The organism is Hydrogenophaga sp., assembly GCF_025699295.1.
Lineage (GTDB): Bacteria > Pseudomonadota > Gammaproteobacteria > Burkholderiales > Burkholderiaceae_C > Hydrogenophaga.
This window is the reverse complement of record NZ_JAILWB010000003.1, coordinates 128,841-155,735: the sequence shown is the minus strand read 5'-3', so window position 1 is coordinate 155,735 and position 26,895 is coordinate 128,841. Positions and strand designations below refer to the sequence as shown.

The 26,895-nt window shown below is 67.1% G+C and carries 21 protein-coding genes; 11 read left to right on the top strand and 10 right to left on the bottom strand.

Going from position 1 to position 26,895, the window contains the following annotated elements; genetic code table 11:
- Positions 1-22: 22 nt before the first annotated feature.
- Together K5880_RS03855 and K5880_RS03850 are read right to left on the bottom strand one after the other, a co-directional pair.
- The gene (locus tag K5880_RS03855; protein ID WP_297648913.1) at positions 23-835 is read right to left on the bottom strand and encodes an alpha/beta hydrolase; all 813 of its coding nucleotides are present in this window, start codon (positions 833-835) and stop codon (positions 23-25) included.
- Positions 832-1,968 (bottom strand): peptidase M29, encoded by a 1,137-nt coding sequence (locus tag K5880_RS03850; protein ID WP_297648910.1) that lies wholly within the window; start codon positions 1,966-1,968, stop codon positions 832-834. The genes K5880_RS03855 and K5880_RS03850 overlap by 4 nt, the downstream gene beginning before the upstream one ends.
- An 87-nt stretch (positions 1,969-2,055) precedes the next feature.
- Here K5880_RS03850 and K5880_RS03845 point away from each other — a divergent pair, with 87 nt between their 5' ends.
- The 3 genes from K5880_RS03845 to K5880_RS03835 are packed head-to-tail and all read left to right on the top strand — an operon-like array spanning position 2,056 to position 4,020.
- Positions 2,056-2,577 carry a flavin reductase family protein gene (locus tag K5880_RS03845; protein ID WP_297648908.1) on the top strand — a complete coding sequence of 174 codons (522 nt, stop codon included), beginning with the start codon at positions 2,056-2,058 and terminating at the stop codon, positions 2,575-2,577.
- Positions 2,578-2,594: 17 nt separating this feature from the next.
- Positions 2,595-3,071 (top strand): MarR family transcriptional regulator, encoded by a 477-nt coding sequence (locus tag K5880_RS03840; protein ID WP_297648905.1) that lies wholly within the window; start codon positions 2,595-2,597, stop codon positions 3,069-3,071.
- A gap of 55 nt (positions 3,072-3,126) precedes the next feature.
- Entirely contained in the window at positions 3,127-4,020 is an 894-nt protein-coding gene (locus tag K5880_RS03835) for a DMT family transporter (protein WP_297649243.1), read from the top strand.
- Between the two features lie 108 nt (positions 4,021-4,128).
- On the opposite strand, the gene K5880_RS03830 is transcribed toward K5880_RS03835, so the two are convergent.
- Positions 4,129-5,124, bottom strand: a complete 996-nt coding sequence (locus tag K5880_RS03830) for a tripartite tricarboxylate transporter substrate binding protein (protein ID WP_297648902.1) — start codon at positions 5,122-5,124, stop codon at positions 4,129-4,131.
- 117 nt (positions 5,125-5,241) lie between these two features.
- Complete coding sequence (locus tag K5880_RS03825) at positions 5,242-6,156, bottom strand: LysR substrate-binding domain-containing protein (RefSeq protein ID WP_297648899.1); 915 nt, start codon at positions 6,154-6,156, stop codon at positions 5,242-5,244.
- A 111-nt stretch (positions 6,157-6,267) separates the two neighbouring features.
- Here K5880_RS03825 and K5880_RS03820 point away from each other — a divergent pair, with 111 nt between their 5' ends.
- Positions 6,268-6,912: an NAD(P)H-binding protein gene (locus tag K5880_RS03820; protein ID WP_297648894.1), complete on the top strand. Its 645-nt coding sequence runs from the start codon at positions 6,268-6,270 to the stop codon at positions 6,910-6,912.
- Here the strand turns inward: K5880_RS03820 and K5880_RS03815 are convergent.
- On the bottom strand, positions 6,896-12,883 hold the full coding sequence (locus K5880_RS03815; RefSeq protein WP_297648891.1) for a non-ribosomal peptide synthetase: 5,988 nt from the start codon (positions 12,881-12,883) through the stop codon (positions 6,896-6,898). The two genes, K5880_RS03820 and K5880_RS03815, sit on opposite strands and share 17 nt — an antisense overlap.
- 363 nt (positions 12,884-13,246) lie before the next feature.
- Positions 13,247-15,370 carry an acetoacetate--CoA ligase gene (locus tag K5880_RS03810; protein WP_297648889.1) on the bottom strand — a complete coding sequence of 708 codons (2,124 nt, stop codon included), beginning with the start codon at positions 15,368-15,370 and terminating at the stop codon, positions 13,247-13,249.
- A gap of 98 nt (positions 15,371-15,468) precedes the next feature.
- Here K5880_RS03810 and K5880_RS03805 point away from each other — a divergent pair, with 98 nt between their 5' ends.
- Genes K5880_RS03805 through fahA form a run of 7 tightly spaced genes read left to right on the top strand, consistent with a single transcriptional unit; the run spans position 15,469 to position 22,434 of the window.
- A complete protein-coding gene (locus K5880_RS03805; RefSeq protein WP_297648887.1) occupies positions 15,469-16,209 on the top strand; it encodes a TetR/AcrR family transcriptional regulator in 741 nt (246 codons plus the stop codon).
- Complete coding sequence (locus K5880_RS03800; protein WP_297648884.1) at positions 16,206-17,279, top strand: C4-dicarboxylate TRAP transporter substrate-binding protein; 1,074 nt, start codon at positions 16,206-16,208, stop codon at positions 17,277-17,279. The genes K5880_RS03805 and K5880_RS03800 overlap by 4 nt, the downstream gene beginning before the upstream one ends.
- A 19-nt stretch (positions 17,280-17,298) precedes the next feature.
- The gene (locus K5880_RS03795; protein WP_297648881.1) at positions 17,299-17,901 is read left to right on the top strand and encodes a TRAP transporter small permease; all 603 of its coding nucleotides are present in this window, start codon (positions 17,299-17,301) and stop codon (positions 17,899-17,901) included.
- Entirely contained in the window at positions 17,898-19,214 is a 1,317-nt protein-coding gene (locus K5880_RS03790; RefSeq protein WP_297648878.1) for a TRAP transporter large permease subunit, read from the top strand. The genes K5880_RS03795 and K5880_RS03790 overlap by 4 nt, the downstream gene beginning before the upstream one ends.
- Positions 19,211-20,251, top strand: a complete 1,041-nt coding sequence (locus K5880_RS03785; protein WP_297648876.1) for an SMP-30/gluconolactonase/LRE family protein — start codon at positions 19,211-19,213, stop codon at positions 20,249-20,251. The genes K5880_RS03790 and K5880_RS03785 overlap by 4 nt, the downstream gene beginning before the upstream one ends.
- Before the next feature lie 42 nt (positions 20,252-20,293).
- Positions 20,294-21,103: a cyclase family protein gene (locus K5880_RS03780; protein ID WP_297648874.1), complete on the top strand. Its 810-nt coding sequence runs from the start codon at positions 20,294-20,296 to the stop codon at positions 21,101-21,103.
- A gap of 5 nt (positions 21,104-21,108) precedes the next feature.
- Complete coding sequence (fahA, locus tag K5880_RS03775; protein WP_297648871.1) at positions 21,109-22,434, top strand: fumarylacetoacetase; 1,326 nt, start codon at positions 21,109-21,111, stop codon at positions 22,432-22,434.
- An 84-nt stretch (positions 22,435-22,518) separates the two neighbouring features.
- Here fahA and K5880_RS03770 read toward each other — a convergent pair whose 3' ends face one another.
- The 4 genes from K5880_RS03770 to K5880_RS03755 form a co-directional block, all read right to left on the bottom strand.
- Positions 22,519-22,947, bottom strand: coding sequence for a hypothetical protein (locus K5880_RS03770; RefSeq protein ID WP_297648868.1), 429 nt, complete (start codon positions 22,945-22,947; stop codon positions 22,519-22,521).
- A 672-nt stretch (positions 22,948-23,619) separates the two neighbouring features.
- A complete protein-coding gene (locus tag K5880_RS03765; protein WP_297648865.1) occupies positions 23,620-24,594 on the bottom strand; it encodes a porin in 975 nt (324 codons plus the stop codon).
- A gap of 615 nt (positions 24,595-25,209) precedes the next feature.
- Positions 25,210-25,953, bottom strand: coding sequence for an SDR family NAD(P)-dependent oxidoreductase (locus K5880_RS03760; protein ID WP_297648862.1), 744 nt, complete (start codon positions 25,951-25,953; stop codon positions 25,210-25,212).
- A 560-nt stretch (positions 25,954-26,513) separates the two neighbouring features.
- Positions 26,514-26,774, bottom strand: coding sequence for a hypothetical protein (locus K5880_RS03755; RefSeq protein ID WP_297648860.1), 261 nt, complete (start codon positions 26,772-26,774; stop codon positions 26,514-26,516).
- Between the last annotated feature and the right edge of the window lie 121 nt (positions 26,775-26,895).

Genomic DNA, 26,895 nt, shown 5'->3' with positions numbered 1-26,895 from the left:
TTCATCGGTGTCTCCTCGCGGTTCAGTGCGTCTCGCGCGCGCGGTCCGGCGCGGGCTGGTTCAGGAAGTCGAGCAGCAGCCCGTCGAACGCCTCGGGCGCCTCCAGATTCATCAGGTGGCCGATGCCGGGCAGCTCGGCGTAGCGCGCCTGAGGGATGGTCGCGGCCATCTGCTTCATCACGGCGGGCGCGGCCACGCGGTCGAACTCGCCGCCGATGAGCAGCGTGGGCACGCCGATGCCGGCGAGGTCGGCCTGGCGGTCGAATGTCACCAGGCAATCGAGCGCGCGCCGGTAGGTGGCGGCGGGCACGCTGGCCATGCAGTGCTCGGCCAGCTTCAGGCCTTCGGGCAGCGAGCCGGGGCCGATCATCTGCGGCACCAGCCGGCTGGCCACGTCGGCCATGCTCTGGCCCGCGTCCAGCGGCGCGGTGCGCTGGCTCACGAACTGCTTCGCCCAGGCCTCGGCGTCGCGCCCGTCGGAGCGCTTGCCGAACGCGGCCGAGGTGCCGCACAGCACCAGCCGGCTCACGCGCTCGGGCCGGCGCGCCACCACTTCCTGTGCCACCATGCCGCCCATGCTGTGGCCGACCAGCACCACGTGCTCGCACTGAAGTGCGTCGATGAGGTCGATGCAGCTCTGCGCCAGGCCCTTGAAGGTGTAGGGCTCGATGGGGGGACTGTGGCCATAACCCGGCATGTCCCAGGCCACGGCGCGGTAGCCCGCGGCCGCCAGCGTTTCCACCTGCGGCGCGAACGCCAGGTGGCCGCCACCAATGCCGTGCAACATCAGCACCGTGGTCGATCCGCCGCCCAGTGTGGTGAAGGTGGGGATCATGCGGCCACCACCCGGCCGGCGTCGATCACGGTCGCGCCATCGAGCTGCACCGTGCAACCGCGCAGGGGAAAGTCGAAATGGCCGCGCGTGTGGCGCCCCGCGACCTCGTTGGCGCCGGTGCTGTAGAGAAAGTTGCCAGCAAAGGCGCGCAGCTCTGTGCCGTTGAAGTCGCGCTTGTCGTACAGCGCCATGCTGTCCCAGCGCGCCTGCGCATTCAGGCCGTAGCCCACGTGGCTCACCGCATAGGCTGGAGCCCCCACGCTCCGCCGCTGCGCGGGTCGCTGCCCCCCAGGGGGGCTTGTTTCGCCTTGGGGCGGCCCGGCGGCGAAACCCTCCTGCTCGGCCCACGCCGCGTAGTGGCTGCGCAGCAGGTCCGCGTCCACGCCCGCACCGTCGATGCGTGTGACGTGGTCGTTCTCGATGGTGAGCGTGATCGCGCGCTCGATATAGCGCTTGAAGGTCAGGTTCACGTCGCCCTCGGCCAGCACCAGCGTGCCGTTGACGCTGCCGGCCGCGGGAAAGGCCAGCACCAGGCCTCCGGGCCAGTGCGTGAGCGTGCCCGGTCGCGTGGTGCTGCCCCAGTTGCCCCCCACCACGGCGCCCTGCAGCGAGATGGCGAGATCGGTGCCGGCGGGCGAGGTCACGCGCAGGGCCTTCGCGCCGCGCACGCGCTTCACATGCTCCTTCACGCGCGCCTCGGTCGCATCGTCTGGCAGCAGGCGCGCCAGCGCCTCGGGGTGTTCGTTGCTCACGTAGACGATGCGCGGCTGTGTGGTGCCGTTGCCCTTGAGGATGGCGGGCAGCTCGGGCGCGTGCATCAGGCCTTCGACCGTGCAGTCCACCACCAGCGTGCAACCGGCCAGCGCCGCGACCACGGGCGCGAGCTGCTGGATCGCGGGAGAAGCGCCGGTGGAGCGCGACACGGGCTCGCCCGCGCTGAACACCGAAGGCAGGGTGAGCATGAACGCACGCGCACCCAACCGCGCCGCCGCCAGGCGGGCCAGTTCGACCAGAACGGGGCGGCTTTGCGTTTCACCGAGAATGGCCACGGTATCTCCGGGTTGCAAGGCGCAACGGCGCAGCACGGTCTCGAAGGTGTCGATCCAGGCGGGTTCGATCCGCTCCTGCAGCATGTGTGGGTCTCCTTGTGTTGTCGCACGCCATCAGGTTTCAGGCGTCGGCCTTGCCATTATTCATGAATTTTCATATAAATTCCAACCATGTCCCCCGTCCGCTCCACCGGCCACCAGGCCCGCCCCCCCGATTTTTCGGCGCATGATTTCCGCGCCTCGCTGGGCATGTTCGCCACGGGTGTGACCATCGTGACCGCGCGCACCGACAGCGGCGAACTGGTGGGCCTGACGGCCAATTCGTTCAACTCGGTCTCGCTGTCGCCACCGCTGGTGCTCTGGAGCCTGGCCCGCCTGGCCGGCTCCATGGCGGTGTTTTCCAACGGCCTGCACTACGCGATCAACGTGCTGGCAGCCGACCAGCAGGCGCTGGCCGAGCGCTTTGCCACGCGAGACACCGACCGCTGGGCCGGCGTGGGCTTCATTGAAGGTGCGAGCGGTGCGCCGCTGCTCGACGGCGCGGCGGCGCACTTCGAGTGCTTCAACCGCAGCCAGTACGCCGAGGGCGACCATGTGATCTTCGTCGGCGAGGTCGAGCGCTGCCGCCACCGCGCCGACGCATCGCCGCTGCTGTTCCACGGCGGGCGGTTCTATGCCGAGCATCCCCTGTGAGCGGCCGCGCCCCCTCTATGGAGAAACCGCCCTCCCGCGTCGCGGTGCCGCCGGCAAGCCAGCGGTTCGTGGACGACTACCTGGGCTACCTGCTCGGCCAGGCCAATCACGCGCTGTTCAAGAACTTCGACGAAGCGGTGCGCGCGGCCGGCCTGGGCTCGCTGGAGTGGCGCGTGCTCGCCGTTCTGAACCAGCAGCCCCCGATGTCCATGGGCCAGCTCGCGCACGAGGTGCTGAGCCAGCAGCCCACGGTGACCAAGCTGGTGCAGCGCCTGGCGGCGCAGGACTGGGTGGCGCTGCGCGACGACCCCACGGACCAGCGCCGTACCCTGGTGGCCATCACACCGATGGGGCAGAAAAAGGTGACACCGCTCATCCGCCAGGCGCGCGCGCACGAAGCCCGGGCCCTGGCGGGCATGAGCGAGGCGGAGGTCCAACGCCTGAAGCACCAGCTGCGGCAACTGGCGGCGGACAGCCCGGCACGGCGTCGCTGATCCCCCGCGACAGCCGGGCCATTGCCAAGCCAGCACAATCGCGCGCATGACCTCACTGGCCGAACGCAAGACGCACCTCGATTCCCTCGCCATCACCCTGCTCGTGGTGTGCTGTGCTTTCTGGGGCTTTCAGCAGATCCTGATCAAGGACACGGTGGACGAAGTGCCCCCGCTGTGGCAGGCCTCGCTGCGCTTCTGGGGTGCGGCGGCGCTGATCTGGCTGTGGTGCATGGCACGCGGTGTGCCACTGTTCGCGCGCGACGGCACCTTCAAGGCCGGGCTGCTCGCGGGCACGCTGTTCGCCGGCGAGTTCGCCTTCATCTACCTTGGTCTGCTGCACACCAGCGCCTCGCGCCTCACGGTGTTCCTGTACACCAGCCCTTTCGTGGTGGCGCTGCTGCTGCCGCGCGTGGTACCTGGTGAACGTTTGCGACGCATACAGTGGACCGGCCTGGTGATCGCGTTCGCCGCCGTCGCGCTGGCCTTCAGCGAGGGCTTCATGCACAGCTCGCCCGTGGCCGGGCAATGGCTGGGCGATGCGATGGCGCTGGCAGCCGGCACGCTCTGGGGCCTGACCACGCTGACGATCCGCTCCACCGTGTTGTCCACCGCCAGCGCCGAGAAGACGCTGTTCTACCAGGTAGCGGTCACTGCGGCGGTCGCGCCACTGGTTTCGCTCGCGCTGGGCGAGGCCTGGTCGCTCGACTACTCGGCGCGCGCCTGGACCTCCATCGGCCTGCAGACGGTGGTGGGCGCGTTCGCGAGTTACCTCACCTGGATGTGGATGCTGCGCCACTACCCGGCCACGCAGATGTCCACCTTCACCTTCCTCACCCCCGTGTTCGCGCTGGTCTTCGGCGTGGTGCTGCTGGGCGAGCCGCTCACGCCGCAGCTGGTGGTGGCCCTGGCCGGCGTGGCAGTGGGCATCGTGCTGGTGAGCCGTCGCTGACCTGCAGCGGCGGAGCGTGGGGGCTCAACGATCCGGCGCCGGGCCGCCCCAAGCCGGATCAACCCGCTCGGGGGGGCAGCGACCCGTGCAGCGGTGGAGCGTGGGAGCTCAACTCTTCTTGCTCAGTCCCAGCCGCTCGATCGTCTTTTTCTCCGCCGCAAAGGTGCGCGCTGCATACGCCGTGTAGTCGGCGGTGCTCATGTAGATCGTTGGCTGGTAGAACTTGTCCAGCGCGGCCTTGAGTTCCGGGTCGTCCAGCGTGGACTTGAAGGCATCGTGCAGGACCTTCACCACGGCCGGGTCCATGTTCTTCGGGCCACCAATGCCGAACGGCGATTCGCTGATCGTGTCCCAACCGCTTTCCTTCACCGTGGGCACGTCGGCAAACGCCTTGTTGCGCTGGCTGCCGAGCGTGGCGAGCAGGCGCAGCTTGCCGCTCTGCACGTGCGGCGCGAACTCGGTGGTGCCGCTCATCATGCGGATGTGGCCCCCGAGGATGGCCTGCATGATCTCGGCCGAGCCCTTGTAGGGAATCGGGTTGAGCTGGATGCCCGCCTTCTCGCTGAACTCCTCGACGGCCAGGTGCGGCGTGGTGCCGGTGCCGGTGTGGCCGTACTCCAGCTTGCCGGGGTTGGCCTTGGCATAAGCCACCATGTCCTTGAGGGTCTTGAACGGCGCGTCGGCGGTGCAGGCGATGCCGAAGGTGTAGCCGGTCAGGCAGACGATGTGCGTGAGGTCCTTCACCGGGTCGAACGGCATGGTCTGCATGTGCGGCAGGCGGTAGATGCCCAGCGGCAACTGCGTAAGGGTGTAGCCGTCGGGCTTGGCCTGCACCATCGCGCTGGCACCCAGCGTGCCGCCCACGCCGGGCTTGTTCTCCACGATCACCGGCACGCCCAGCGCCGTGCTGGCGCTCTTGGCGATGGCGCGCATCACGCCGTCGCTGCTGCCACCGGCGGGCCAGGGCGCGATCAGCGTGATCGGACGCGACGGGAACTTGTCCTGCGCCCAGGCGCCCGCGGGCAGCAGCACCGGTGCCGCAACTGTGGCGGCGGCGGCGCTCAGCAGTTGGCGGCGTTTCGTGGAGGTCGGGGTGGCGCGCATGGTCTGTCTCCTGATGGGATGAAGCTGCGCAACTTAGCGCAAGCGCATGCCGCATGAAAGCGGGTTGGCCCCGGTGCGGGCCCCGTTCCAGTCCCCTGCGAGACTGCACGTGACGTGTCAGCCCGAGCCTGCCGCGAAATGGTCCTGCAGTGCCTGCAGCGCGTGCCGCACCTTGGCGGGCTGGTCGTCGCGCCGGGGCGTGACGGCGAACACCGCCGCCGGCTCCAGCCGCCAGTCCGGCAGCACCGGCACCAGGTGGCCCGCCGCCATGGGCGCGCGCACGTCATCGGCCATGCCCGCGTACAGGCCCCAGCCCGCCACCGCCATGGCCTGCAGCGCCGTCACCTGCGTGGCCAGCACGCGCGCCTGCACCCGCACCTCTTCGCGCTCGCCCTGCGGCCCCTGCAGCAGCAGGCTGTCGGTCAGGCCGCCGCGTGGTGGCAGCCCCAGCCACTCGTGCCCCTCCAGCTCGTCCGGCCGGCGCGGCCAGCCGCGTTCGGCCAGGTAGCGCGGCGCGGCGCACAGCTGGCGTTGCAACTCACCGAGCCGGCGCGCCACCAGTGACGAGTCGGTGAAGCGGCCCACGCGCAGGGCCAGGTCGACGCGCTCGGCGATCAGGTCGATCGGCGTGTCGTCCAGCAACAGGTGCAGGTGCAGGCGCGGGTGGCGACGCAGCGGCTCCAGCGCCGTCGCCAGCAGCTCGCCGAAGCCGATCGGCGCGGCCAGACGCAGCTCGCCCTCGGGCTCGTCGCGCAGGCGCTCCAGCGCCTGGTCGGCGCTGCGGGCCTGGGCCACCATCGCGGCGCAGGCCGGGTAGTAGCGCGCGCCCGCCTCGGTGAGCGTGATGCGGCGCGTGGATCGGTGCAGCAGCACCAGGCCCAGCGCCTCTTCCAGCAGGCGCAGTTGCTGGCTCACGGCCGAAGGCGTGCTGCCCACGCGCCGCGCCGCGGCGCTGATCGAGCCGCTGTCGACGATCTCGGCGAACAGGGCCATGCGCTTGAGCTTGTCCGTCCAGGCGGCGGTCTCGTTCATTTGTTAGTTTTTCTACAAAAAGAAAGCTGAATTCGCGGTCTACCGCCGATCTTATGTAGGTATGACACTCAATGTCATCTGCAAACCCTTTCTTTTCACAGGAGTCATGTCATGAAGATCGCCCTCATTGGTGCCACCGGTTTCGTCGGCAGCGCCGTGCTCACCGAACTGCTCTCGCGCGGCCACGCCGTGACCGCGCTGGCGCGCGACCCCGGGAAACTGCCGCCGCAAACCGGTCTGCAGGTGGTGAAGGCGGACGTGCAGGACGCCGCCCAGGTGGCCGCCGCGCTCGCGGGCCAGGACGCGCTGGTGAGCGCTTTCAACCCCGGCTGGGGCGAGGCCGAGATCCACCGCCTGTTCGGCCAGGGCTACGACGCCATCCTCGCTGGTGCGAAACGGGCCGGCTTGCAACGCGTGCTGGCCGTGGGCGGCGCGGGCAGCCTGGAGGTGGCGCCCGGCCTGCAGCTGGTGGACACGCCCGAGTTCCCCGCCGAGTGGAAACAGGGCGCCCTGGCCGCGCGCGACCTGCTCACGCGGCTGCGCGGCGAATCCGGCCTGGCATGGAGCTTCATCTCGCCCCCGATCGCGCTGGCGCCGGGCGCGCGCACCGGTACGTACCGCGTGGGCGGCGACCAGTTGCTGCCGGGTAAGGGCGATGCACCGGCCGGCATCTCGGTGGCCGACCTGGCGGTGGCGATCGTCGACGAAATGGAACGGCCAAAGCACATCCGCCGGCGCTTCACCGTCGCGCACTGAGGGGGCCGCGCCCCGCCGCCCCGCGGCTCGCTGCGGGGCCCTGCGCGGCCCTGGCCGCCGCCACGGGCTCCCGCATGCGGGACACGAGCACATGGACGTTGGGTGGCTCCATGATGTCCATGTGTTTGCCGGGCACCCGCTCCACCGTCAACCCAGGCACCAGCGACCGCCAGCCATAGGCGGGTGCGGTGGAAGCGTCGTCACCCGCCTGCAGGAACAAAACCGGCATGTCGCTGGGCACGGCTTGGTAGTCGCGAATGGCCTTCGCATAGGCGCCGTTTCGCCGCATTCCGGGCTCCTGGCGGGCCACGAACTGGCCCCGATACACGCGGCAGATATGCAGCAGGTGGCGCAGGCCCTGGAGCCGGAAAAGGCGCAGGCGCCGGCGCACGCCCGCCCACAGGTGCTTGAGGCCGCGCCCTGGCAGCATGGTGTCGAGCAGGACGATCAAACCGATGTCCTCGCCGGCCTGCCGCAGCCGCCGGGCGACTTCATAGGCCAGCGCGCCACCGATGGAGAAGCCCCCGAGGAAGTACGGGCCGTGGGGCTGAACGCCGCGGATCAGGTCGAGGTACTCGAGTGCCAGCGTCTCGATCGACACCCTGGGCGGCGCGGCGTCCACCGGCCAATGCAACAGGTCGATCTCGGTTTTCGAGAACACGCCATACACCGGCATCTGCGGGCCCAGCTGCTGCGCCAGGTGGCGGTACTGTTCCGCGCCAGCCAGCAGGAACAGGCCGGGGCCGTCGCCATGGGGCTGAAGCACGGCAACCGGCGCGCCTTCCGTGTCTGCCGGCCGGTTCTGCGCCAGCGCGGTGGCCAGGTCCGCCACCGTCGGGTGCTCGAACAGAAGGCCCAGCGGGCAGGGGCGTTCCAGTGCCGCCTCGATGCGACTCACCACGCCTACAACCTGCATCGAATGCCCCCCCAGATCGAAGAAGTTGTCGTGGATGCCGAGGTTGTCGACCCGCAAAGCCTCCTGCCAGATCGTGAAGATGGTCGCTTCGGTGGCGTTGCGAGGAGCCTCCGCTGCAGCTCCTGCGCCCGTCTGGTTGCGCGATGGAGCGGGCAAGGCCCGGCGGTTCGTTTTGCCGTTGGGCAGCGTGGGCAAGGAGGCCAGTTCGACGAAAAAACCGGGCACCATGTGATCTGGCAAAAACTGGCGCAGGTGCTGGCGCAAGCGTTCGCGCGAGGGCATGGGCCCATCGGGCACCACGTAGGCAACCAGCATGGGCTGGCCCGGCAGGTCTTCCCGAAGCACCACGACCGCACGCGACACCCCCGCGTGACCCAGCAGATTCGTTTCGATCTCGCCGAGCTCCACCCGAAACCCGCGCACCTTGACCTGGTCGTCCAGCCGGCCGGCATGCTCCAGCGATCCATCGTGTCGCCAGCGTCCGCGGTCGCCCGTGCGGTAGATGCGCCTGTTTTCAGGGGTCTGGGCATCGGGTTGATCAATGAAGCTCTCTGCGGTCAACGCCTGGCGCTTGTAGTAACCCAGCGCCACGCCGGTACCGCCGATGCAGATCTCGCCAGGAACGCCGATCGGGCACAGCTGACCGCGCTCGTCGAGGACCTGGATCGAGGTGTTTGCCACCGGACGCCCCAGCGCAATGGCCTGCGTGGCGTCTGAGGACACCCTCCAGCAGCTCGACCACACCGTGGTTTCGGTAGGTCCGTACATGTTCCAGACCTCGGCACAGCGGTCCCGCAATTGCGAGGCCAGGCTGGGGGGCAGGGGCTCGCCCCCCACAAGGGCCTTGAGGTGCGGGCTTCCATTCCATCCGGAGTCGATCAGCAGGTGCCACCGCGAAGGCGTGGCCTGCAGAACCGTGATGTTCTCGCGGACCATCAACTGTGCCAGTGCCCGACCGTCGGTGGCCTGCGCTTCGCTGGCGACAACCACCGTCCCGCCCACGCCCAGCGGCAGCAGCAGTTCGAGCACCGCAATGTCGAAGCTGGGGGTGGTCACCGCCAGCAGGCGGTCTTGCGGGGTGAAGCCGGGCGTGCGCGCCATGCTGGCGAGGAGGTTGACCACGGCCCGGTGCGGCACCACGACGCCCTTGGGTTGGCCTGTGGATCCCGAGGTGTAGATCAGGTAGGCAGGGTCTTCCGGCCCCGGGTCGAGACCGGGGTCGGCATCCAGTGGATCGGCTGGCGTGGCCGCGACCAGCGAGCGGTCCACGTCCAGCAGCAGGCTCGGCGGGTGCTCGAGCGCTGGCGCCACCGATCTCTGCGTGACCAGCAGCGCCAGATCGGCATCGTCAATCTGGGCATGCAGCCGCTGACTCGGGTAAGCGGGGTCCAGAGGAACAAAAGCCGCCCCGGCTTTCAGGATGGCCAGCATCGTGATGACGAGATCGGGGCCACGGGGCAGGCAGAGTCCGACGCGGGAGCCGCGAGCGATCCCGCGCTGGCGCATCCATCGGGCCAGGCGGTTCGAGGCCTCGTCAAGTTCGTGGTGCGTCAGTTGCACGGCGCCGAAGACCAGCGCGACCTGCTGCGCGGAATGCCGGATGCCGTGTGCAACCCACTCGACCACCGATCGGGCCGCTGGCGGCTCGGCCGGTCCAAGCGACCAGTTGTGCAGCGTGGCACGTTCGTCCTCGCCCAGCAACGGGATTGTGGACACGCAGGTTTCGGATGCGCGGACGGCAGCGCGCAGGATGTTCTGAAGATGCTCACCCATGCGCTGGACCGTCTCGCGCGCGAACAAGTCGGTGGCGTACTCCAGCACGATGGAGTGGTCGTACAGCATGTCGGCGATGACGGTCAGGTCGAACTGTGTCGATGTCCGGTCGAAATCGAGCCGGGACCATGTCAACCCCTCGAAACGGCAATCGCGAACCTGCGAATTCACCTGGTTGAACATCACGTTGAACAGGGGCTGGCGGCTGGCGTCAGGCCGCCCGCCCAGTTCGCGGACCAACAGTTCGAACGGCATGTCCTGGTGCGCAAAGGCCTCCAGGGAAACATCGCGCACGCGCGACAACACCGTTCGAAAATCCGGGTCACCGCTCAAATCCGTGCGAAACACCAGCGTGTTCACCAGGGTGCCGATGAGGTTCTCGGCGGCAAGCTGGTGGCGGTTGGCAATAGGCACACCGACTGCGATGTCCGTCCTGCCCGTGTGCCGGCACAGCATCACGTTGAGCGCGGAGATCAGCACCATGGACAAGCTGGCGCCGTGGGCGGTGCCGAGGCGGCGCAGCGCGGCAATGTCGTCCAGAGCCAGGGGAAAGCGCAGGGCAGCGCCCCGGAAGCTCTGTTGCCGAGGCCGCGGAAAGTCCTCGTTCAGTGGCAGGGGCTCCAGACCGTTCAGGCGACGGGACCAGAAGGCCAGTTCGTGTGCCCGCCGCTCGCCTTCAAACCAGCCGCGGTGCCAGTTCGCGTAGTCGGCGTACTGCAACGGAAAGATCGGCAAGGATGCTTCCATGCCGGTCAGCGTGGCACTGTAGTGCGCAGCCAGTTCCCCGCCCAACTGGGCGAACGACCATTGGTCGCTGATGATGTGGTGCATCACGATCAGCAGCACGGCCTCCCGCTCGGCGATGTGGACCACCTGGACGCGAATCAGCGGGCACTCGTCCAGCTGGAAGGGCACGGAAGCGACCTTTGCGAGGTGGCGGTGCAACACCTCTTCGGATGCGGTCCATCCGTTGGAGGCAAGCCGCACTTCCTCAACAGGCACTAGCGGTGCCGACACGACTTCACCATGCACGCCGTCCGCCGCCTTGACGAAGCGGGTTCGCAGGATTTCATGCCGCTCGATCACACGCGCCAGCGCGGTCCGCATGGCGGCGACATCGAGCACGCCATGCAGGCGAAGCGCCAGTGGCACGTTGTAGGCACTGCTCGCAGGTGCGAGTTCGTGCATGAACCACATGCGCTCCTGGGAGAACGACAGCGCGACATGCGTTCCCGGTGCGCGCGAGCTCGGAGGGCTCGCCATCTTCCCCATCCGGAGGTAGGGCGATTCGACCGGTGCCGCCTGTGCATCGGCCAGCGCGCGTGCGAGCCCCCGCACCGTAGGACTCTCGAACAGCGCCCGGATCGACAGCTCGACCCCCAGCCGGGTTCGCAGACGCGATACCAGCTGCGTGGCGAGCAGGGAGTCACCGCCGAGGTCGAAGAAGTTCGCATCGGGCTCGATCACCTCGTGCCCCAGGACATCGGACCACATCTGGCACAGCGTCTCGATGAGCGCCGCGTCAGGCTCGTCTGTCGGCGACAACGCAGGATGCGATGGTGCCTGCGCTGCCAGTCGCAGCGGCTCCAGCGCCCCTTGCAGATAAAGGCGCTGCGCGACGCCGCGCTGGGGCTTGCCGCTGGACGTGCGAGGCAGGGTGCCCGCGCGCAACGGCACGATGTCGTACAGATCAAGCTGGTGCTCGATGGCCACCTGCCTCTGAATCCCGTTGATCAGTTCACGCACGACGCCAGGAGAGGGGCGCCGGCTGCATTCCACCAGCACGACCACGGCTTCCTTGAGCCCTGTGTCCACCGAGAAAGCGATGCAGCCGCCGACACGGATGTTTGCGTTGGCCATCTCGGCGGTTCGCTCCAGGTCTTGCGGATACAGGTTGCGCCCGTTCACCACGATCAGGTCCTTGCGGCGACCCGACACGAACAGTTCGCCACCGTGCATGAAGCCCAGATCGCCGGTTCGCAGGTAGCGCACCGCGTCGGCACCCTCATCCGCCAGCGTCGCTCCAAAACACGCGGCCGACACCTCGGGCTGCCCCCAGTATCCCTGCCCGACGCTCGGTCCGGTCACCCAGATTTCGCCGATGCGACCGGGGGCGCACGCCACAGCGGTATCGGGGTCCACGATGCGCAGCTGAAAGCCCGGCAACGCCGGACCACACCCCACCAGGGTTCGGGTCCGGGGCGTTTCCGCCAGTGCGGTCTGCACCTCGTGGCGTTCGATGGCCTGCGCATCGAAGGCGATCTGCAGCAAAGGCATGCGGGTGTCTCGCACAGTGACCGCCAGAACCGCTTCGGCCAGGCCATAGGACGGCGCCAGCGCAGCGTGGTTGAACCCGAAAGGTGCGAAGGCAGAGGCGAAAGCGTCCAGCGTGGCAGCGCGGACAGGCTCCGCGCCGCAGGTGGCCAGCTGCCAGCAGTCCAGCCGGGCACTCCACCCGGGCTTGCGGGCCAGGGCCTGCACGCAGGCGGCGTAAGCAAAGTTGGGGGCGCCACTGTGCGTCACACGATGCTTCTCGATGGCTTCGAGCCACCTCAAGGGCCGCAGCATGAACTGCGCGGTGGACATCAGAAACGCGGTACCGCCCGAGTAGAGGGGCTGGACCACGCCATGCACCAGCCCGTAGTCGTGGAACCAGGGCAGCCAGATCAGCCCCCTGCCGCGGCAGGTATCCAGACCGATCATCAGTGCATGGCATTGCGCCAGCAGGTTGGCGTGGGTGATCTGGACCCCTCGCGGGGCACTGGTGGATCCCGACGTGTACTGCAGGTAAACAACGTCCGTCAGACCATCGATGGCGGGTGCGGCCGCAGGAGCCGACACTTGAGGCGCAACCATCAAAGTCTGCAGCGAGTGCCACGGCAACTCAGGGATCTGTGTGCGACCTGCTTCCAGGTGGCTTTCATGGGTCACGGCCAGCGCCACGGCCGCATCGGTGGTGATGCCACGCAATCGCGAATCATTGCCCTGCGCATGCTTGATATCGGGTGCAGGCGCCGGGATGGGAATCACACCGGCCAGAACACAGCCCCAGAACAGCTGTACCGCTTCAAGGTCATTGTTGAACGCGAGCAGCACCCGGTCACCCGGATGGGTGTTCACGCGCAGCCTCAGGGCTATGGCTTCGGCGGCACGCCCGAGCGCTTCGTAGCTCAGGACATCGACGGCCTCCAGATCGTCGCCCAGAAACATGTAGGCCGGGTGGTCGCCACACTCCGCAATCCGCGCGAGCAGCAGTTCTCGAAGGTCGGTGCTTTCAGGCATCGGTGTCTGATCGGTGACCCGCTTCATTGAAGGCATGCCTTCAATGCCCGACGCATGAGCTTGTGAGGGTCTTGGGACCGGGCTCTCCCGCACCGTGAGGCGCCTGCCGGTATCGATTGCTCACATCCATTCTCTCGTTTGCCGTGTCGGCGCGCTTGTGCGCTTGTGATCTCTCGCCTGCTGCCCCCCATGGCGCAGGGCCCCCTTCGCCAGGGCGTCTATCGCGGCCGCCTTCTGAGCGACACGATTTTATGACGAGACAAGCGGGCCACTTCATCGGCTGCCCGCTGCGACTGCGCCAATGTTCACGGGAATGGCTGCTCCAGGCCTGAACCCCGGGGTCCGGCCAGGATTCAGGGACGCCTAGACCCGGGGCCTCGTTGCAGCGAACTTCACGTACCAGTCCAGGCAACCCGGATTGGCCATGGCCTCGCGGTTGATGACCTTCTCCAGCGGCTGGCCGAGCAGCAGCTTCTTGATTGGCAGTTCCTGCTTCTTGCCCGAGAGCGTGCGCGGAATCTCGGGCACCTGGAACACGTCGTTGGGCACGAAGCGGGGTGAGAGCGCGGTCTTGATGCTGTCGGTGATGCGTCGGCGCAGCGCCTCGTCCAACGGCACACCCTCGCGCAGCACGACGAACAGCGGCATGTAGCTCTCGCGGCCCAGGTACTCGAGGTCCACCACCATCGAGTCCATCACCTCGGGCAGGGCTTCTACCGCGCTGTAGAGCTCGCTCGTGCCCATGCGCAGGCCGTGGCGGTTGATGGTGGCGTCGGAGCGGCCGTAGATCACGCAGGAGCCGTCGGGGTGCACACGCAACCAGTCGCCGTGGCGCCAGACCGCGCCTGCGCCGGCATCCAGGTCACCACCGCCGGGCTTGCGGCCCTGGCCGGGCGGGTAGCTGTCGAAGTAGCTGCCGAGCAGGCGCTGGTTGTCCACGTCGCCGACGAAGTACAGCGGCATCGACGGAATGGGCTGCGCGCACACCAGCTCGCCCACCTCGTCCATCACCGGCTGGCCCTGCTCGTTCCACGCCTCGACCGCGCAGCCGAGCAGGCGGCACTGCATGCGGCCGGGGGTCTGCGGCAGCTCGCGGTTGCCGCCAATGAACGCACCCGCGAAATCCGTACCACCGCTGATGTTGCACCACCAGATGTCCTCTCCTGCTCCCTCTCCCTTTGGGAGAGGGAGCAAAGCACGCCGCACGCGCCGGAACTGCTCGGTGCCCCAGTTCTGCGCGTCTTCCGACAGCGGCGAACCCGTGGTGCCGAGCGCGCGCACGGCTGAGAGATCGCCGCAGGTGGTCAGGTCCACGCCGGCCTTGAGGCAATTGGCAAAGAAGGCCGCGCCGGCGCCGAAGAAGGTCACGCCCTCCCTGGCCGCGAAGCGCCAGAGCGTGGTCCAGTCGGGCTTGTCCTTGCTGCCACCGGGGTTGCCGTCGTAGATCACGCAGGTGGTGCCGTTGAGCAGGCCGCTGGTCTGTGCGTTCCACATCACCCAGCCGGTGGAGCTGTACCAGTGGTAGCGCTCGCCCCAGCTGTTGGATTCGTAGCTGCAGCCGATGTCGTTGTGCAGGATCTTCAGCGCCAGCCCGACGATGAGCGTGCCCCCGTGGCCGTGCACGATGGGCTTGGGCAGGCCGGTGGTGCCACTGGAGTAGACGATCCACAGCGGGTGGTCGAACGGCAGCCACACGGGTTCGAAGGCGGTGGTGGCGGCGTCGTCGCGCGCGGTGGCTGCGGCGAAGGCGGTGCATGGCGCCGCCGCCTGCAGGGCGGCGGTCTGCGCGGCCTCGCCTTCGGCCAGGTTGGTGTGCAGCACCACGTGGCGCACCGTCGGCAGCGCCGCGCGCAGCTCGGCCACCACGCCCAGGCGGTCGTGGTCGCGCCCGCCGTAGCTCACGCCGTCGCAGGCGATCAGCACCACGGGTTCGATCTGGCGGAAGCGGTCGAGCACCGCGTTCGTACCCATGTCGGGCGCGCAGATGCTCCACACACCGCCAATGGACACCGTGGCCAGGAAGGCCACCATGGCCTCGGGAATGTTGGGCAGGTAGGCGGCCACGCGGTCACCCGGCTGCACGCCCTGTTCGCGCAGGTGCAGCGCGAGCGCGGCGACCTGGCGGCGCAGCTCGGGCCAGTCCAGCTCCACACGCCGGCCCTTTTCGTTGCAGGCAATCACCGCCGGAAACCCCGCCGCGTGGGCCGCCTGCACGTGGCGGAACACCTGCTGCGTGTAATTCACGCGCGCCCCCGGGAACCACGGCGCGCCGGGCATCACGTTCTTCGCCAGCACCGCGGTGTGTGGCGTGGGCGACTGCAGGTCGAAGTAGTCCCAGATGCTCTGCCAGAACGCGTCGAGCTCGGTAATGGACCAGCGCCAGAGCGCGTCGTAGTCGTCGAACCGCAGGCCGCGGTGTTCCGCGAGCCATTGCTGGTACAGGCGAATCTGCGGGATGTAGGGCGGGGTGTCTTGTGATGTCTCCATGGGCGCCAAGCGTAATGCGCGAAACCCCGATTGCAAGTCGCGTGTGCTCAGGGTTTGTACGAGTGTGCAATTTTTTGTACGCCCGTACAGTCCCGCCCATGCCCAGTCGCGCCAGAACCCCCGCCCAGGCCGCCCGCAGCCACGCGCGGGGCGGGGCTGCCGCGCCGCGGCCCGACCGCAAGCAGGCGATCCTGCTCGCGGCCGAACGCCTGTTCGCGCAGTTCGGCTACCACGGCGTGACCATCCGCCAGATCGCCGAGGAGGCGGGCGTTCCGCTGGCACTGGTGGGCTACTACTACGGCCCCAAGCACGAGCTGTTTCACGCCATCTTCGTGCACTGGCAGGCCACGGCCGAGCAGCGCCTGGCGTTGCTGGACGAAGTCACCCATGCGCCGCCGCGCAAGGGCGATCAGCTGCGCCCGGTGGTGGAGGCCTTCGTGCGCCCGGTGCTGGCCCAGCGGGCGAGCCCGGAAGGCGAGTACTACGCGCAGCTGGTGGCGCGCGAGCTGGCGCGCCAGACACCCGAAACCCAGCGCGTGCTGGTCGAGTTCTTCGATCCGCTGGCGCACCGCTTCATCGACGCGCTGCACGCCACGCGCCCCGGCTTTGACCGTACCCTGGTTGCCTGGGCCTACCAGTTCGCCCTGGGCGCGCTGCTGCACCACATCAGCGACCACCGCATGCCCACGCTCTCGCACGGCCATGCCCAGGCCCACGACCCGGCCGCCGGCGAGCTGCTGGTCGACTTCATCACGGCAGGCATTGCTGCGCTGCTGCCCGTTTCCCCCACCACGCGCCGCAGAGCGCCCTCTTCATCCACCACCAGGAGACAAGCATGAACCGTCGAATCTTCCAGACCACGCTGCTGGCAGCAGCCCTGACACTGGGCGGCCTGTCCGGCGCGCAGGCCCAGCAGGTGATCAAGCTCACGGCAGCCGGCGGCCACCCGCCGGTGTTCCTGTGGGTCAAGCTGCTCGACGAGTTCTACATCCCGGAGGTGGACAAGCGCCTGGCCGCCGCGGGCAACACGCACAAGGTGGAGTGGACCAAAGCCTGGGGCGGCACGCTGATCAAGATCGGCAGCGAGTCCAGGGGCATTGCCGATGGCGTGGCCGACTTCGGTTTCGTCGGCACGATCTTCGAGGCCGCCCGCTTCCCGATGCAGAACGTGAGCTACGTGACGCCCTTCGGCACCGAGAACCTGGGCGCTGTGGGCGCCATCGTGTCCGACATGCAGAAGAGCATCCCGGCCATGGGCGACGCCTGGACGAAGAACGGCCTGGTGTACCTGGGCGGCACCGCGCTGGACACATACCACCTGTGGACCAATTTCCCGGTGAAGTCGATCGACGACCTCAAGGGCAAGAAGATCAGCGCGCCCGGCCCCTCGGCCAACTGGATCCGCAACACCGGCGCGGTGGCGGTGGCCGGCTCGCTGCCCACGTACTACGAGGACATCAAGTCCGGCGTGTCCAACGGTGCCATCACCTTCAGCACCGGCGCCTGGGGCGCCAAGCTGCACGAGGTCGCGCCCTACATCACCAAGGTCAACTTTGGCTCCATGTACGCCGGTGCCGTCGTGATGAACAAGCGCCGCTTCGACGGCCTTCCGCCCGCCGTGCAGCAGGTGTTCCGCGAGGTCGGCATGGAGTACGACAAGCGCTTCGCGGATGCGCAGAACGCCACCGCCACCGCGCTGCTGCAGAAGATGGGCGAGGCCGGCGCCACCATCAGCGAACTGCCCGCTGCCGAGCGCACGCGCTGGGCCGAGACCATTCCCAACGTCGCGCAGACCTGGGCCGCCGACCTGCAAGGCAAGGGCGCGCCCGGCCAGGAAGTGCTCAAGGCCTACATGGACGGCCTGAAGAAGAGCGGCGCCAGCCTGCCGCGCGACTGGTCGGTCAAGTAAGCAAGAAGCCGGAGCCCGCATGACCCTGCCCACGCCGATGCCCGGCGAGGCCGCGCCCACCCCGGACGCGGCCTCGCCGGACGCCTACAACCAGCCGCTGCCCTTCGGGCTGCACCGCCTGACCCAGGGGCTCAATGCCCTGGGCACGCTGATCATCATCGGGCTGATGCTGCTCATCAACACCGACATCGTGGGCCGCACCGGGTTCGACGCGCCGGTGCGTGGCGTGACCGAGCTGGTGTCGCTGTCCATCGTGGGCATCGTGTTCCTGCAACTCGCCGACACCTTGCGCAGCGGGCGCTTCACCCGCGCCGACATGCTGCTGGACCGGCTCAAGCGCACCCGCCCGCCGCTGGCCGCGGCCCTGCAGGCGCTCTACCACCTGCTGGGTGCGGCGCTGATGCTGGTCATCCTCTGGGCCGCCTGGCCTTCGCTGATGGAGTCCATCCGCATGCGCGAGTACGTGGGCGCGCTCGGCGACTTCACCGCGCCGGTGTGGCCGGTGCGCCTGATGATGCTGGTGGGCCTGAGCGTGACCGCCCTGACCTTCCTGCTGCTGGCCGCGATGGACATGAAGCGCGCCGCCCGGCTCGCGGCACAAACCAGGGGAATCCGTTCATGAGCGCGACCACCGTGGCCGTGCTCTCGCTGGGCCTGATGCTGCTGCTGATCTGGGGTGGTCTGCACGTGGCCGTGGTGCTGGGCCTGGTGTCCTTCGTCGGCATCTGGATCATCCGCGAGGACGTGGGCGTGGCCGCCAACCTGCTGGCCCAGGCCTCCAGCGACGCCATCGCAAGCCACATCTTCGGCGTGGTGCCGCTGTTCGTGCTGACCGGTTTCCTGGTCGCCAAGGCCGACATCGGCAAGGACGCCTTCGAGGTCGCCAACCAGCTGCTGCGCCGCCTGCGCGGCGGCCTGGGCGTGGCCACCGTGGCGTCCAACGCGGTGTTCGCCGCCATCACCGGCATCTCGATCGCATCGGCCGCGGTGTTTACCCGCGTGGCCGTGCCGCAGATGATGCGCTTCGGCTACCAGCCGCGCTTCGCGGTGGGCGTGGTGGCGGGCTCCTCGGTGCTGGGCATGCTGATCCCGCCCAGCCTGCTGATGATCCTCTACGGCTTCCTCGCCAACCAGTCGGTGGGCGACCTGTTCACCGCCGGCATCGTGCCCGGCCTGCTGCTGGCGTTTGCGTTCGCGGCCGGCATCGTGCTCGCGGCGATCTTCAAACCGTCCCTGGTGTACGCCGGTGGCGACATGCCGGTGCCCGACGGCGCCGACATGGGGCCCGGCACGATGCTGCTCAAGCTGGTGCCCATCGTGGTGATGATCGGCGGCGTGCTCGGCGGCCTCTACGGCGGGCTGTTCACCGCCACCGAAGCCGGGGCCGTGGGTGCCGCGCTGGCCTTGCTGATCGCCGTGCTGCGGCGCAAGCTGACCGCGCGCACCTTCTGGGAAGTGCTGACCGAAACCGGGCACGTCACCGTGGCGGTGAGCTTCCTCATCATCTGCGCCAGCATCTACACCCGCATGCTGGCCATGTCGGGCATGCCGCAGTTCCTCATGGAGATGATCGGCCAGGCCGGGTTCGGGCCGCTGGCCTTCCTGCTGGTCTACGTGGCCATCGTCATCCTGCTGGGTACCGTCATCGATTCCTCGTCCATCCTGCTGATCGTGTTGCCGCTGATGCTGCCCATCGCGGAGCAGTTCGGCATGAACCTGATCTGGTTCGGCGTGGTCACTGTGGTGGCGGTGGAGATCGGCCTGCTCACGCCGCCCTTCGGCCTCTCGGCCTATGTGGTCAAGAGTTCGCTCAACGACCCGCGCATTTCGCTCGGCGACATCTTCCGCGGCACCGCGCCGTTCACGCTGATCATGGTGGGCGTGCTGCTGCTGCTCATGGTCTTCCCGCAACTCAGCCTGGTGTTGCTGAAATGAGCCTGCCCAATCCCCTCGACGGCTTCACGGTCGACCGCGCCGCCATCCGCTACGTGGGCCAGGACCTGCAGCGCCCCGAGTGCATCCTGGCCGAACGCGACGGCACGCTGTGGGCGGCCGATGCGCGCGGTGGCGTCACGCGCATCGCGCCCGACGGCTCGCAGCAGTTCGTGGGCCAGCGCGCGGACGAGCGCTTTGCCAGCGCGGCCACCACCACCGCCGACGCCTTCGAAGCCAAGTTCACCCAGGGCACGCTGCCCAACGGCATGGCCTTCGATGCCGGGGGCAACTTCCTGATTGCCAATTTCGGCACCGACTGCCTGGAGCTGATGGCGCGCGACGGCCGCACGCGCACGCTGCACGACCGCATCGACGGCCTGCCCATCGGCAAGGTCAACTTCGTGCTGCGCGACAGCAGGAACCGCATCTGGCTCACCATCTCCACGCGCGTGAACCCCTGGACGGCCGCCGCCGCGCGGCGCGTGAAGGACGGCTACATCGCGGTGCTCGACGAGCACGGCCTGCGCGTGGTGGCCGACGGTTTTCATTTCACCAACGAGGTGCGGATGGACGCGCGCGAGGAGTGGCTCTACATCGTGGAGACCACCGGCCCGCACATCACGCGCATGCGGCTGGACGAAACCGGCACGGCCGGCGTGCGACTGACCGGGCGCGAGGTGTTCGGCCCCACGCACCTGGGCGGCCCACCCGACGGCATCGCCTTCGACAGCTTCGGCAACCTCTGGTGCACGCTGGTGATGGTCGACCAGCTGATCGCGCTCACGCCGCAAGGTGACAAGCGCATGCTGCTCGACGACAGCAACGGCGAGCCGGCGCGCGCGCTCGTGCAACGCATGACAGATGGCACCGCCACCGCCGAAGACATGCAGCGCGCGCGCGGCGGCATCGCGCCCTGGATGGCCAGCCTCACCTTCGGTGGGCCCGACCTGCGCACGGTGTACCTCGGCAGCCTGCTGGGCACGCGCATCCCGTACTTCCAGTCCCCGGTGGCGGGGCTGCCCATGGTGCACTGGTAGCACCCCACGCACCGATCATTTCCGTTACTGAAGGAGGCCCCCATGCCACGCCAATTCGTCGACCTGTCCATCTACCTTGAGAACGACGTGCTGAGCGATCCACCGGCCTTCGCGCCCAAGATCCAGTACTTCACGCACGAGCACACCTTCGAGCAGATCGAGCCCTTCTTCCCCGGTTTGAAAAAGGAAGACCTGCCCGACGGCGAAGGCTGGGCGGTGGAGCTGGTGCAGCTCTCCACGCACAACGGCACGCACCTGGACGCGCCCTACCACTTCCACTCCACCATGGACAAGGCGCTGGGCGAGAAGAAGCCTGCCATCGCCATCCACGACGTGCCGCTGGAGTGGTGCTTCCAGCCCGGCGTGAAGTTGGACTTTCGCCACTTTGCCGACGGCTACGTGGTGACCGCCGCCGACGTCGAGGCCGAGCTCAAGCGCATCCAGCACACCATCAAGCCGCTGGAGATCGTGGTGGTGAACACGCGCGCCGGTTCGCGCTACGGCCACAACGACTACGTGTCGGCCGGCTGCGGCATGGGCTACGAGGCCACCATGTATTTGCTGGAGCGCGGCGTGCGCCTGACCGGCACCGACGCCTGGAGCTGGGACGCGCCCTTCGTGCACACCGCGCAGAAATACGGCGAGACCAAGGACGCCAGCCTGATCTGGGAAGGCCACAAGGCCGGGCGCGACATCGGCTACTGCCACATCGAGAAGCTGCACAACCTGGAGGCCCTGCCGGCCGACGGCTTCTTCATCAGCTGCTTCCCGCACAAGATCCGTGGCGCGTCCGCCGGCTGGACGCGCGCGGTCGCCATCTTCGACGACGCATTGCAGGCCACGGCCGCTTGAACACCATGGAACTGAACCACACCCACGACGCGAACACACGCAGCTGGCTCGAATCGGCCAACGCGCCGGGCACCGACTTCCCGATCCAGAACCTGCCGTTCGGCGTGTTCCGCCGCAAGGGCTCCAGCGAGGCCTTCCGCGGTGGCGTGGCCATCGGCGACCAGGTGATCGACCTCGCGGCCATCGCCAAGGCCGGCGCCGTGTCGGGCGCGGCGGCGGTGAAGGCCGTCAACGCCTGCGCGGGCGACGCGCTCAACGACTTCCTGGCCATGGGCCCGACGGCCTGGCGCGCGCTGCGCCACGCCCTGTTCGACCTGCTCAAGACCGGCGCCAGCGGCCCGGGCGTGAACGCGCTGCGCGCCAGCCTGGTGCCGCTGACCGAGGTGGAACACCGCGTGCCCACGCGCATCGGCGACTACACCGACTTCTACACATCCATCCACCACGCGCGCAACGTCGGCCGCGTGATCCGGCCCGACGACCCGCTCACGCCCAACTTCCAGTGGCTGCCGATCGCGTACCACGGCCGCGCTTCCAGCGTCGTCGTCAGCGGCACCGCCTTCCGCCGCCCCATGGGCCAGGCCATGGCGCCGGGCGCGAGCGCGCCGGTGTACGGCGCCTGCAAGCGGCTGGACTACGAACTGGAGATGGGCTTCTACATCGGCCCCGGCAACGCCATGGGCGAGCCGATTCCGCTGGCCGAGGCCGAACAGCACATCTTCGGCATGTGCCTGCTCAACGACTGGTCGGCGCGCGACCACCAGTTCTGGGAAATGAACCCGCTCGGCCCCTTCCTGGGCAAGAACTTCTGCACCACCGTCTCGCCCTGGATCGTGACGATGGAAGCGCTCGCGCCCTACCGCGTGCCCTTCTCACACCCGGCCGACGAACCGCAGCCACTGGCCTACCTGGACAGCCCCGCCAACAACGCCGAAGGCAGCGTCGACGTGCAGCTGGAGGTGCGCCTGGAAGCACGCGAACACCGCGAACGCGGCATCGCGCCCGACCGCCTTTCGGCCACGAGCTTCCGCCACCAGTACTGGACCATCGCGCAGATGGTGGCGCAGCACAGCGTGGGCGGCTGCAACCTGCAGCCCGGCGACCTGCTGGGCACCGGCACCATCTCTGGCCCCACGCCGGATCAGGCCGGCGCCATCGTCGAACTCAGCGTGGGCGGCACCAAGGACGTACCCCTGCCCGGCATCGGCGCGCAGCGCCGCTTCCTGGAAGACGGCGACACCGTGATCCTGCGCGGCTGGTGTGAGAAGCCGGGCGCGGCGCGGATCGGGTTCGGGGAGAGTCGGGGTGAGGTGTTGCCGGCGGTGGGGTGAGGTGCTGAGCCTCTGGCTGCGCTTGAGGCGACGACGCGCGTGAGGAAGCCATGAGCGCTGGAGAGAGGTGGTCAACCTGCTCCTTCATCTCGGGTGAGTTTGCATGTCCGCACCTTCATGAGTTGAGCGCGCATCCGGGGCAGGGTCAGACAAGCTTGCAGCTGCTCGTTCTTGCCCGGCACGGCATTGATGTGAAGTTGCTGGGCTGCCCCAGATGGCCTGGGCATCACGGGCATTGGTCTTGTCACGCAGGACAAAGGGGCGGACATGCTTGGCGGGCAGCAGCTTCACTTCATGCCCCAACGCCTGCAGCGTTCTGGCCCAGTGCTGGGTGCCGCCACAGGCCTCCCGCGCTACGAGCGACCTCTGACGATTGACAAAGAAGGTAGTGACCCGATCGCGCCTGAGCTTGTATCGTTGGAGCTCGCCCGTCTTGGCATCCACAACGTGGAGCTGAAACACATTCTTGGCAACATCCATTCCGATGACTGGCAGCGTTGCGTCAGATTGCATGGTAGGGCCTCCAGCTCTCAAGTGGTTGCGACGAACTTCCACTTTGGCACTTGATGCCGTTACCGCGAGGCCCCACCCCGCATCGGGTCATGGGCCTGCGCCATCAACGGCGGTGTAGGTGGGGACGTCCTCGCAAGACCTTCCCTAGAGCAAGCGCGACATCCATCTGGAACGTGTCGATCCTGATCCAGGATTCATTCAGCCACGCCTCGAGCACGGGACGCAGCACCGACGAGAGCTCCACATCTCGCAGACCTCGAAAAATGTCGGCGTGAACGGTGTACAGCCGGAGGCGTGCCGAAATACTGCAGCATTTGAGCAGCTCTTGGTCAGCAGGTCGAATTTTTCCAAAGCGGCCGGCACCACGCCCATTGCGTACGCGGTGCCGCGTCCAAGTACCCACCGACTTCAAGCCGCAACGAGCGAAGGTGGTCATGACACGCCACGACACGCTCGCTTTCGCCTGCAAGCAGCTGTGTGAGCTGTGCGGCCTTGATGCGCGTCGACGTCGGAAGACATGCGGCCAGCGGGCCGAAGCCGCCGTAGACCGCATGGCACGTGGACCCGCTCGGAGCAGTGATGCTGCCTATTCGAACTCCTTGTGCAACAACCTGCCTCCTTGTATTCCTTATGCGGAAAGGTCGATGGCCGACCTTTCCGCGATGCCCGCGATTAGAAGCTGTGCGTGATGCCCACTTCGCTCATGGTTTGGCGGTGCGGCATGCCATTGATGCCTTCGGACGCGACGTTGAGATAGAGGTTGGTCCGCCTGCTCAGGTAGTGCTTGGCCCCGACGGTGAACTTGCTCGAGTCGGCGTTCGCCGGTCCCTTGTCGTCGTACTTGCCGTAGCCGACCATCAGCACGTTGGACGCGGTCACGGGGATGTTGGACGCAGCCAGCCAAGACGACCCGGAGGAGCCCGCGAGCTTGGACGCGGAGTAGTGGAGGCGAACGTCGAAAGCGCCGAAGTCATACGAGCCGTTCACCAGCCAGAAGCGGTTGTCGGCGTCGGCACGATCGAACGCGGTCGTGATGGTGATCGGACCGCTGCTGTACTTGAGCGACCCCGAGGTGCGACTCGAATTGACACCGGTCGTGGCGCCGCCCTCGCTCGGAGCGGCGGCCAGCCACAGCGTGAAGCCGCCCATCGTGGGCGACACGTACTGCACACTGTTAGACATGCGAACGCCGCCGAGATTGCCGTTTGCGAACGCGTTGGCATTGGTGTATTTGAAGTTGCCCGCGGGGCCTTCCACCCCCCAGGGATCGACCATCGCCGCTGCGACGTGTGCCGGCGAGTAGAACCGTCCGAGGAAGAACTCGCCGAAGCTGCCCGAAAGCCCCACCCGCGAATAGCGGTCGAACGCCAGGTTGCCGTTCAAGGTGCCGGTATCAGCACTGAAGCCCATCTCGAGCCCGAAAAAAGCCTTGAGCCCGCCACCCAAGTCCTCCGTTCCGGTGAACCCCAGGCGGTTGTCCCAGTTCTTCGATACTTCGGTCAGCGATCCGCCGGACGCGAGCGACGTGTGACGCACTCCCTGATCAACGACACCGTTGATCGAGAGGTTCGATTGCGCCATGGTGGGCGCCGACACTCCCGCCAGAAGAAGTAGAACCCATGCGTGCTTTGCGTGTTGCTTTGTCATCCTTGTCTCCATATGGTTTGCTTGGCTGCAAAAGTAAGAAAGTAAAAAAGGCGGCACACGAAAGCCCCTGCCCGGGGAGCAGGCAACATGGACCGCCGTCCAGCTGTCGAAATGGCTGGAATGTGTGCCTTCCGTCCACGCCTTTCGGCACCTCGGAGGCGAGCTGCACCTCAAACGCCCGCTGAACGGGGCATCTGATTCGCTGTCAGGTTGGGAAAGTTGAACTTTCCACGTGCGAGGCGCGCTACAGCGAGCGGGCCCCAGTCGACGCGAGGGTCATGAAGGGCCGTCGCGTATGGGTGGTTGTATGAAGGTGTTCAGCCTGCTGTCTCCACGTATATAGCTTGACCCATGCACGGTTGCACTCGTGACTGCGCAACGTTGCCGCGATGAATGCCATCCTTTTCTTATCGCCAAACGCCGCTGCCACCGCGTGGCAGATCGATCCGATACCAGCGTTGGCAATGGAACCGGGCTCTTTGCGCTTGCGGACATCCGCGAGAAATTCTTCAATGGTTCACCAAAGTGCGTTCGCACGAACTGTGATTGCCGCCGGATCGGCGTTCAATTGAGCTAGCGACTGGAGGTCCAACGCGGTACTTTGTGATGCCAATTTCAGTATGTGGCTCTTCCGCCGGACAAGTCAAAGACGGCACCCGTGGTGAAGGAGTTCTCTGGGGACACCAGCCAAGCCACCATCGATGCGACCTCATCGACTTCCAGGAATCGATTCCGGGGAATCTTGGACAGCATGTAGTCGATGTGCTGCTGCGACATCTGGTCGAAGATTTTGGTCCGCGCCGCCGCCGGCGTGATCGCGTTCACCGCTACGTCGCGGGCAGCCAGTTCCTTACCGAGACTCTTGGTGAGTGCAATCACTCCGGCCTTCGACGCGCTGTAGGCGCACGCGTTCGGGTTTCCCTCTTTTCCGGCGATTGACGCGACATTGACGATGCGGCCGTAGTTGCGTTCCGCCATGCCCGCGGCGATGCTGCGATTGACGTTGAAAGTACCGTCCAGATTCACGGACAACACCTTCTTCCATTCGTTCGGGTCGTACTCGATAAGCGGCGCATTGGCTCCGGCAATGCCCGCGCTGTGCACCAGGATTGCGATAGGCCCGACCTCGCTTTCAGTTTCCCGCGTGGCCGCCTGCACCTGCTCGAGTGAGGTGACGTCCACCGCTACCGTGGATACCGCATCCGACTGAAGCGCTTCCCTCGCCTCGTGAAGCGCCTGTTGGTTGGCGTCCCAGAGCGCGACCTTGGCGTCCCCGGCCAAGAGTCGCTTCGCGACCGCCAAGCCGATACCTTGCGCGCCGCCGGTGACAACGGCGACTTGACCCTTGATGCTGTTCATGATCATCCTCAATGAGCGAATACTGTTATCTGACATTGGTCGCCCAGACCCTGGATACCAAGACCGATCGTCTGGCCAGGACACAGGGAAACCGGGTTTAGTTGCCACGCGGCCTATATCTGATCAACTTCGTTCTGTGTCCTTTGTTTTGTCTCCCCTTTTGTGAAGGATTGTGTTTAGCGCCACTGCCGCTGCATAGTGAGATGTGCGCATCAGGTAATAGCCACAAGGAATCACGGAGATGCCGATGGCAATCACTTGACCGCTCGAGTCGCCAACGCTCGAGCCCGCATCGCACTCGCGCGTGTGCAGCGTAGTCACCGCTGGACGGTACAGCCGGCACGCGACACATCGCGGTCAGGGTCAAGCGGCCTGCAGCTTGCTCGCTTCTTCTTTCAATGCGACATGGTTTCTGCGAAAGAGGGGGTGGATTCAAGTCTGAAGTGCTCAAGGGGTACGAAGAGCAGCTCGTGGCAGCGATAGAGAGACTGGCGAAGCGTCCGCCTGCCAAACCCTACACAGTCGCGATGCAGTGGAACCTGTTCGCCAGGGATGGCCCGCTAACCTTCACGCAGGTCGCTGGCCATACGTTCGGATTCATGCTCTGGCCGCTCGGCGCCTACTACTTCGGCATACCGGCGGTCGCGGCGGGTCTTGTCGGCTGCGCCCTCGGGATCGGAGCGCGCCAGGCGTGGGCATATGCGCTGCAGATCGTCGGTGCGCCGTTGCAGGGCGTTTATCGCGAACTGCGCCAATGCTGTCGAAATGCGAAGGAGGAAGGCACAAAGGCGGGCAACAAGAAAGAAGACCAGGTTGTCCATGTTCTGCCTGCTTGGGGCATCGAATCACAGCTAGGGCCTGTTCACACTATTTTTCCAAGATGCGTTGCGGATCAAAAAGGCCATGCGCAAGGCGCGAAACGCAGCCGGGGTCGTCCCCCGG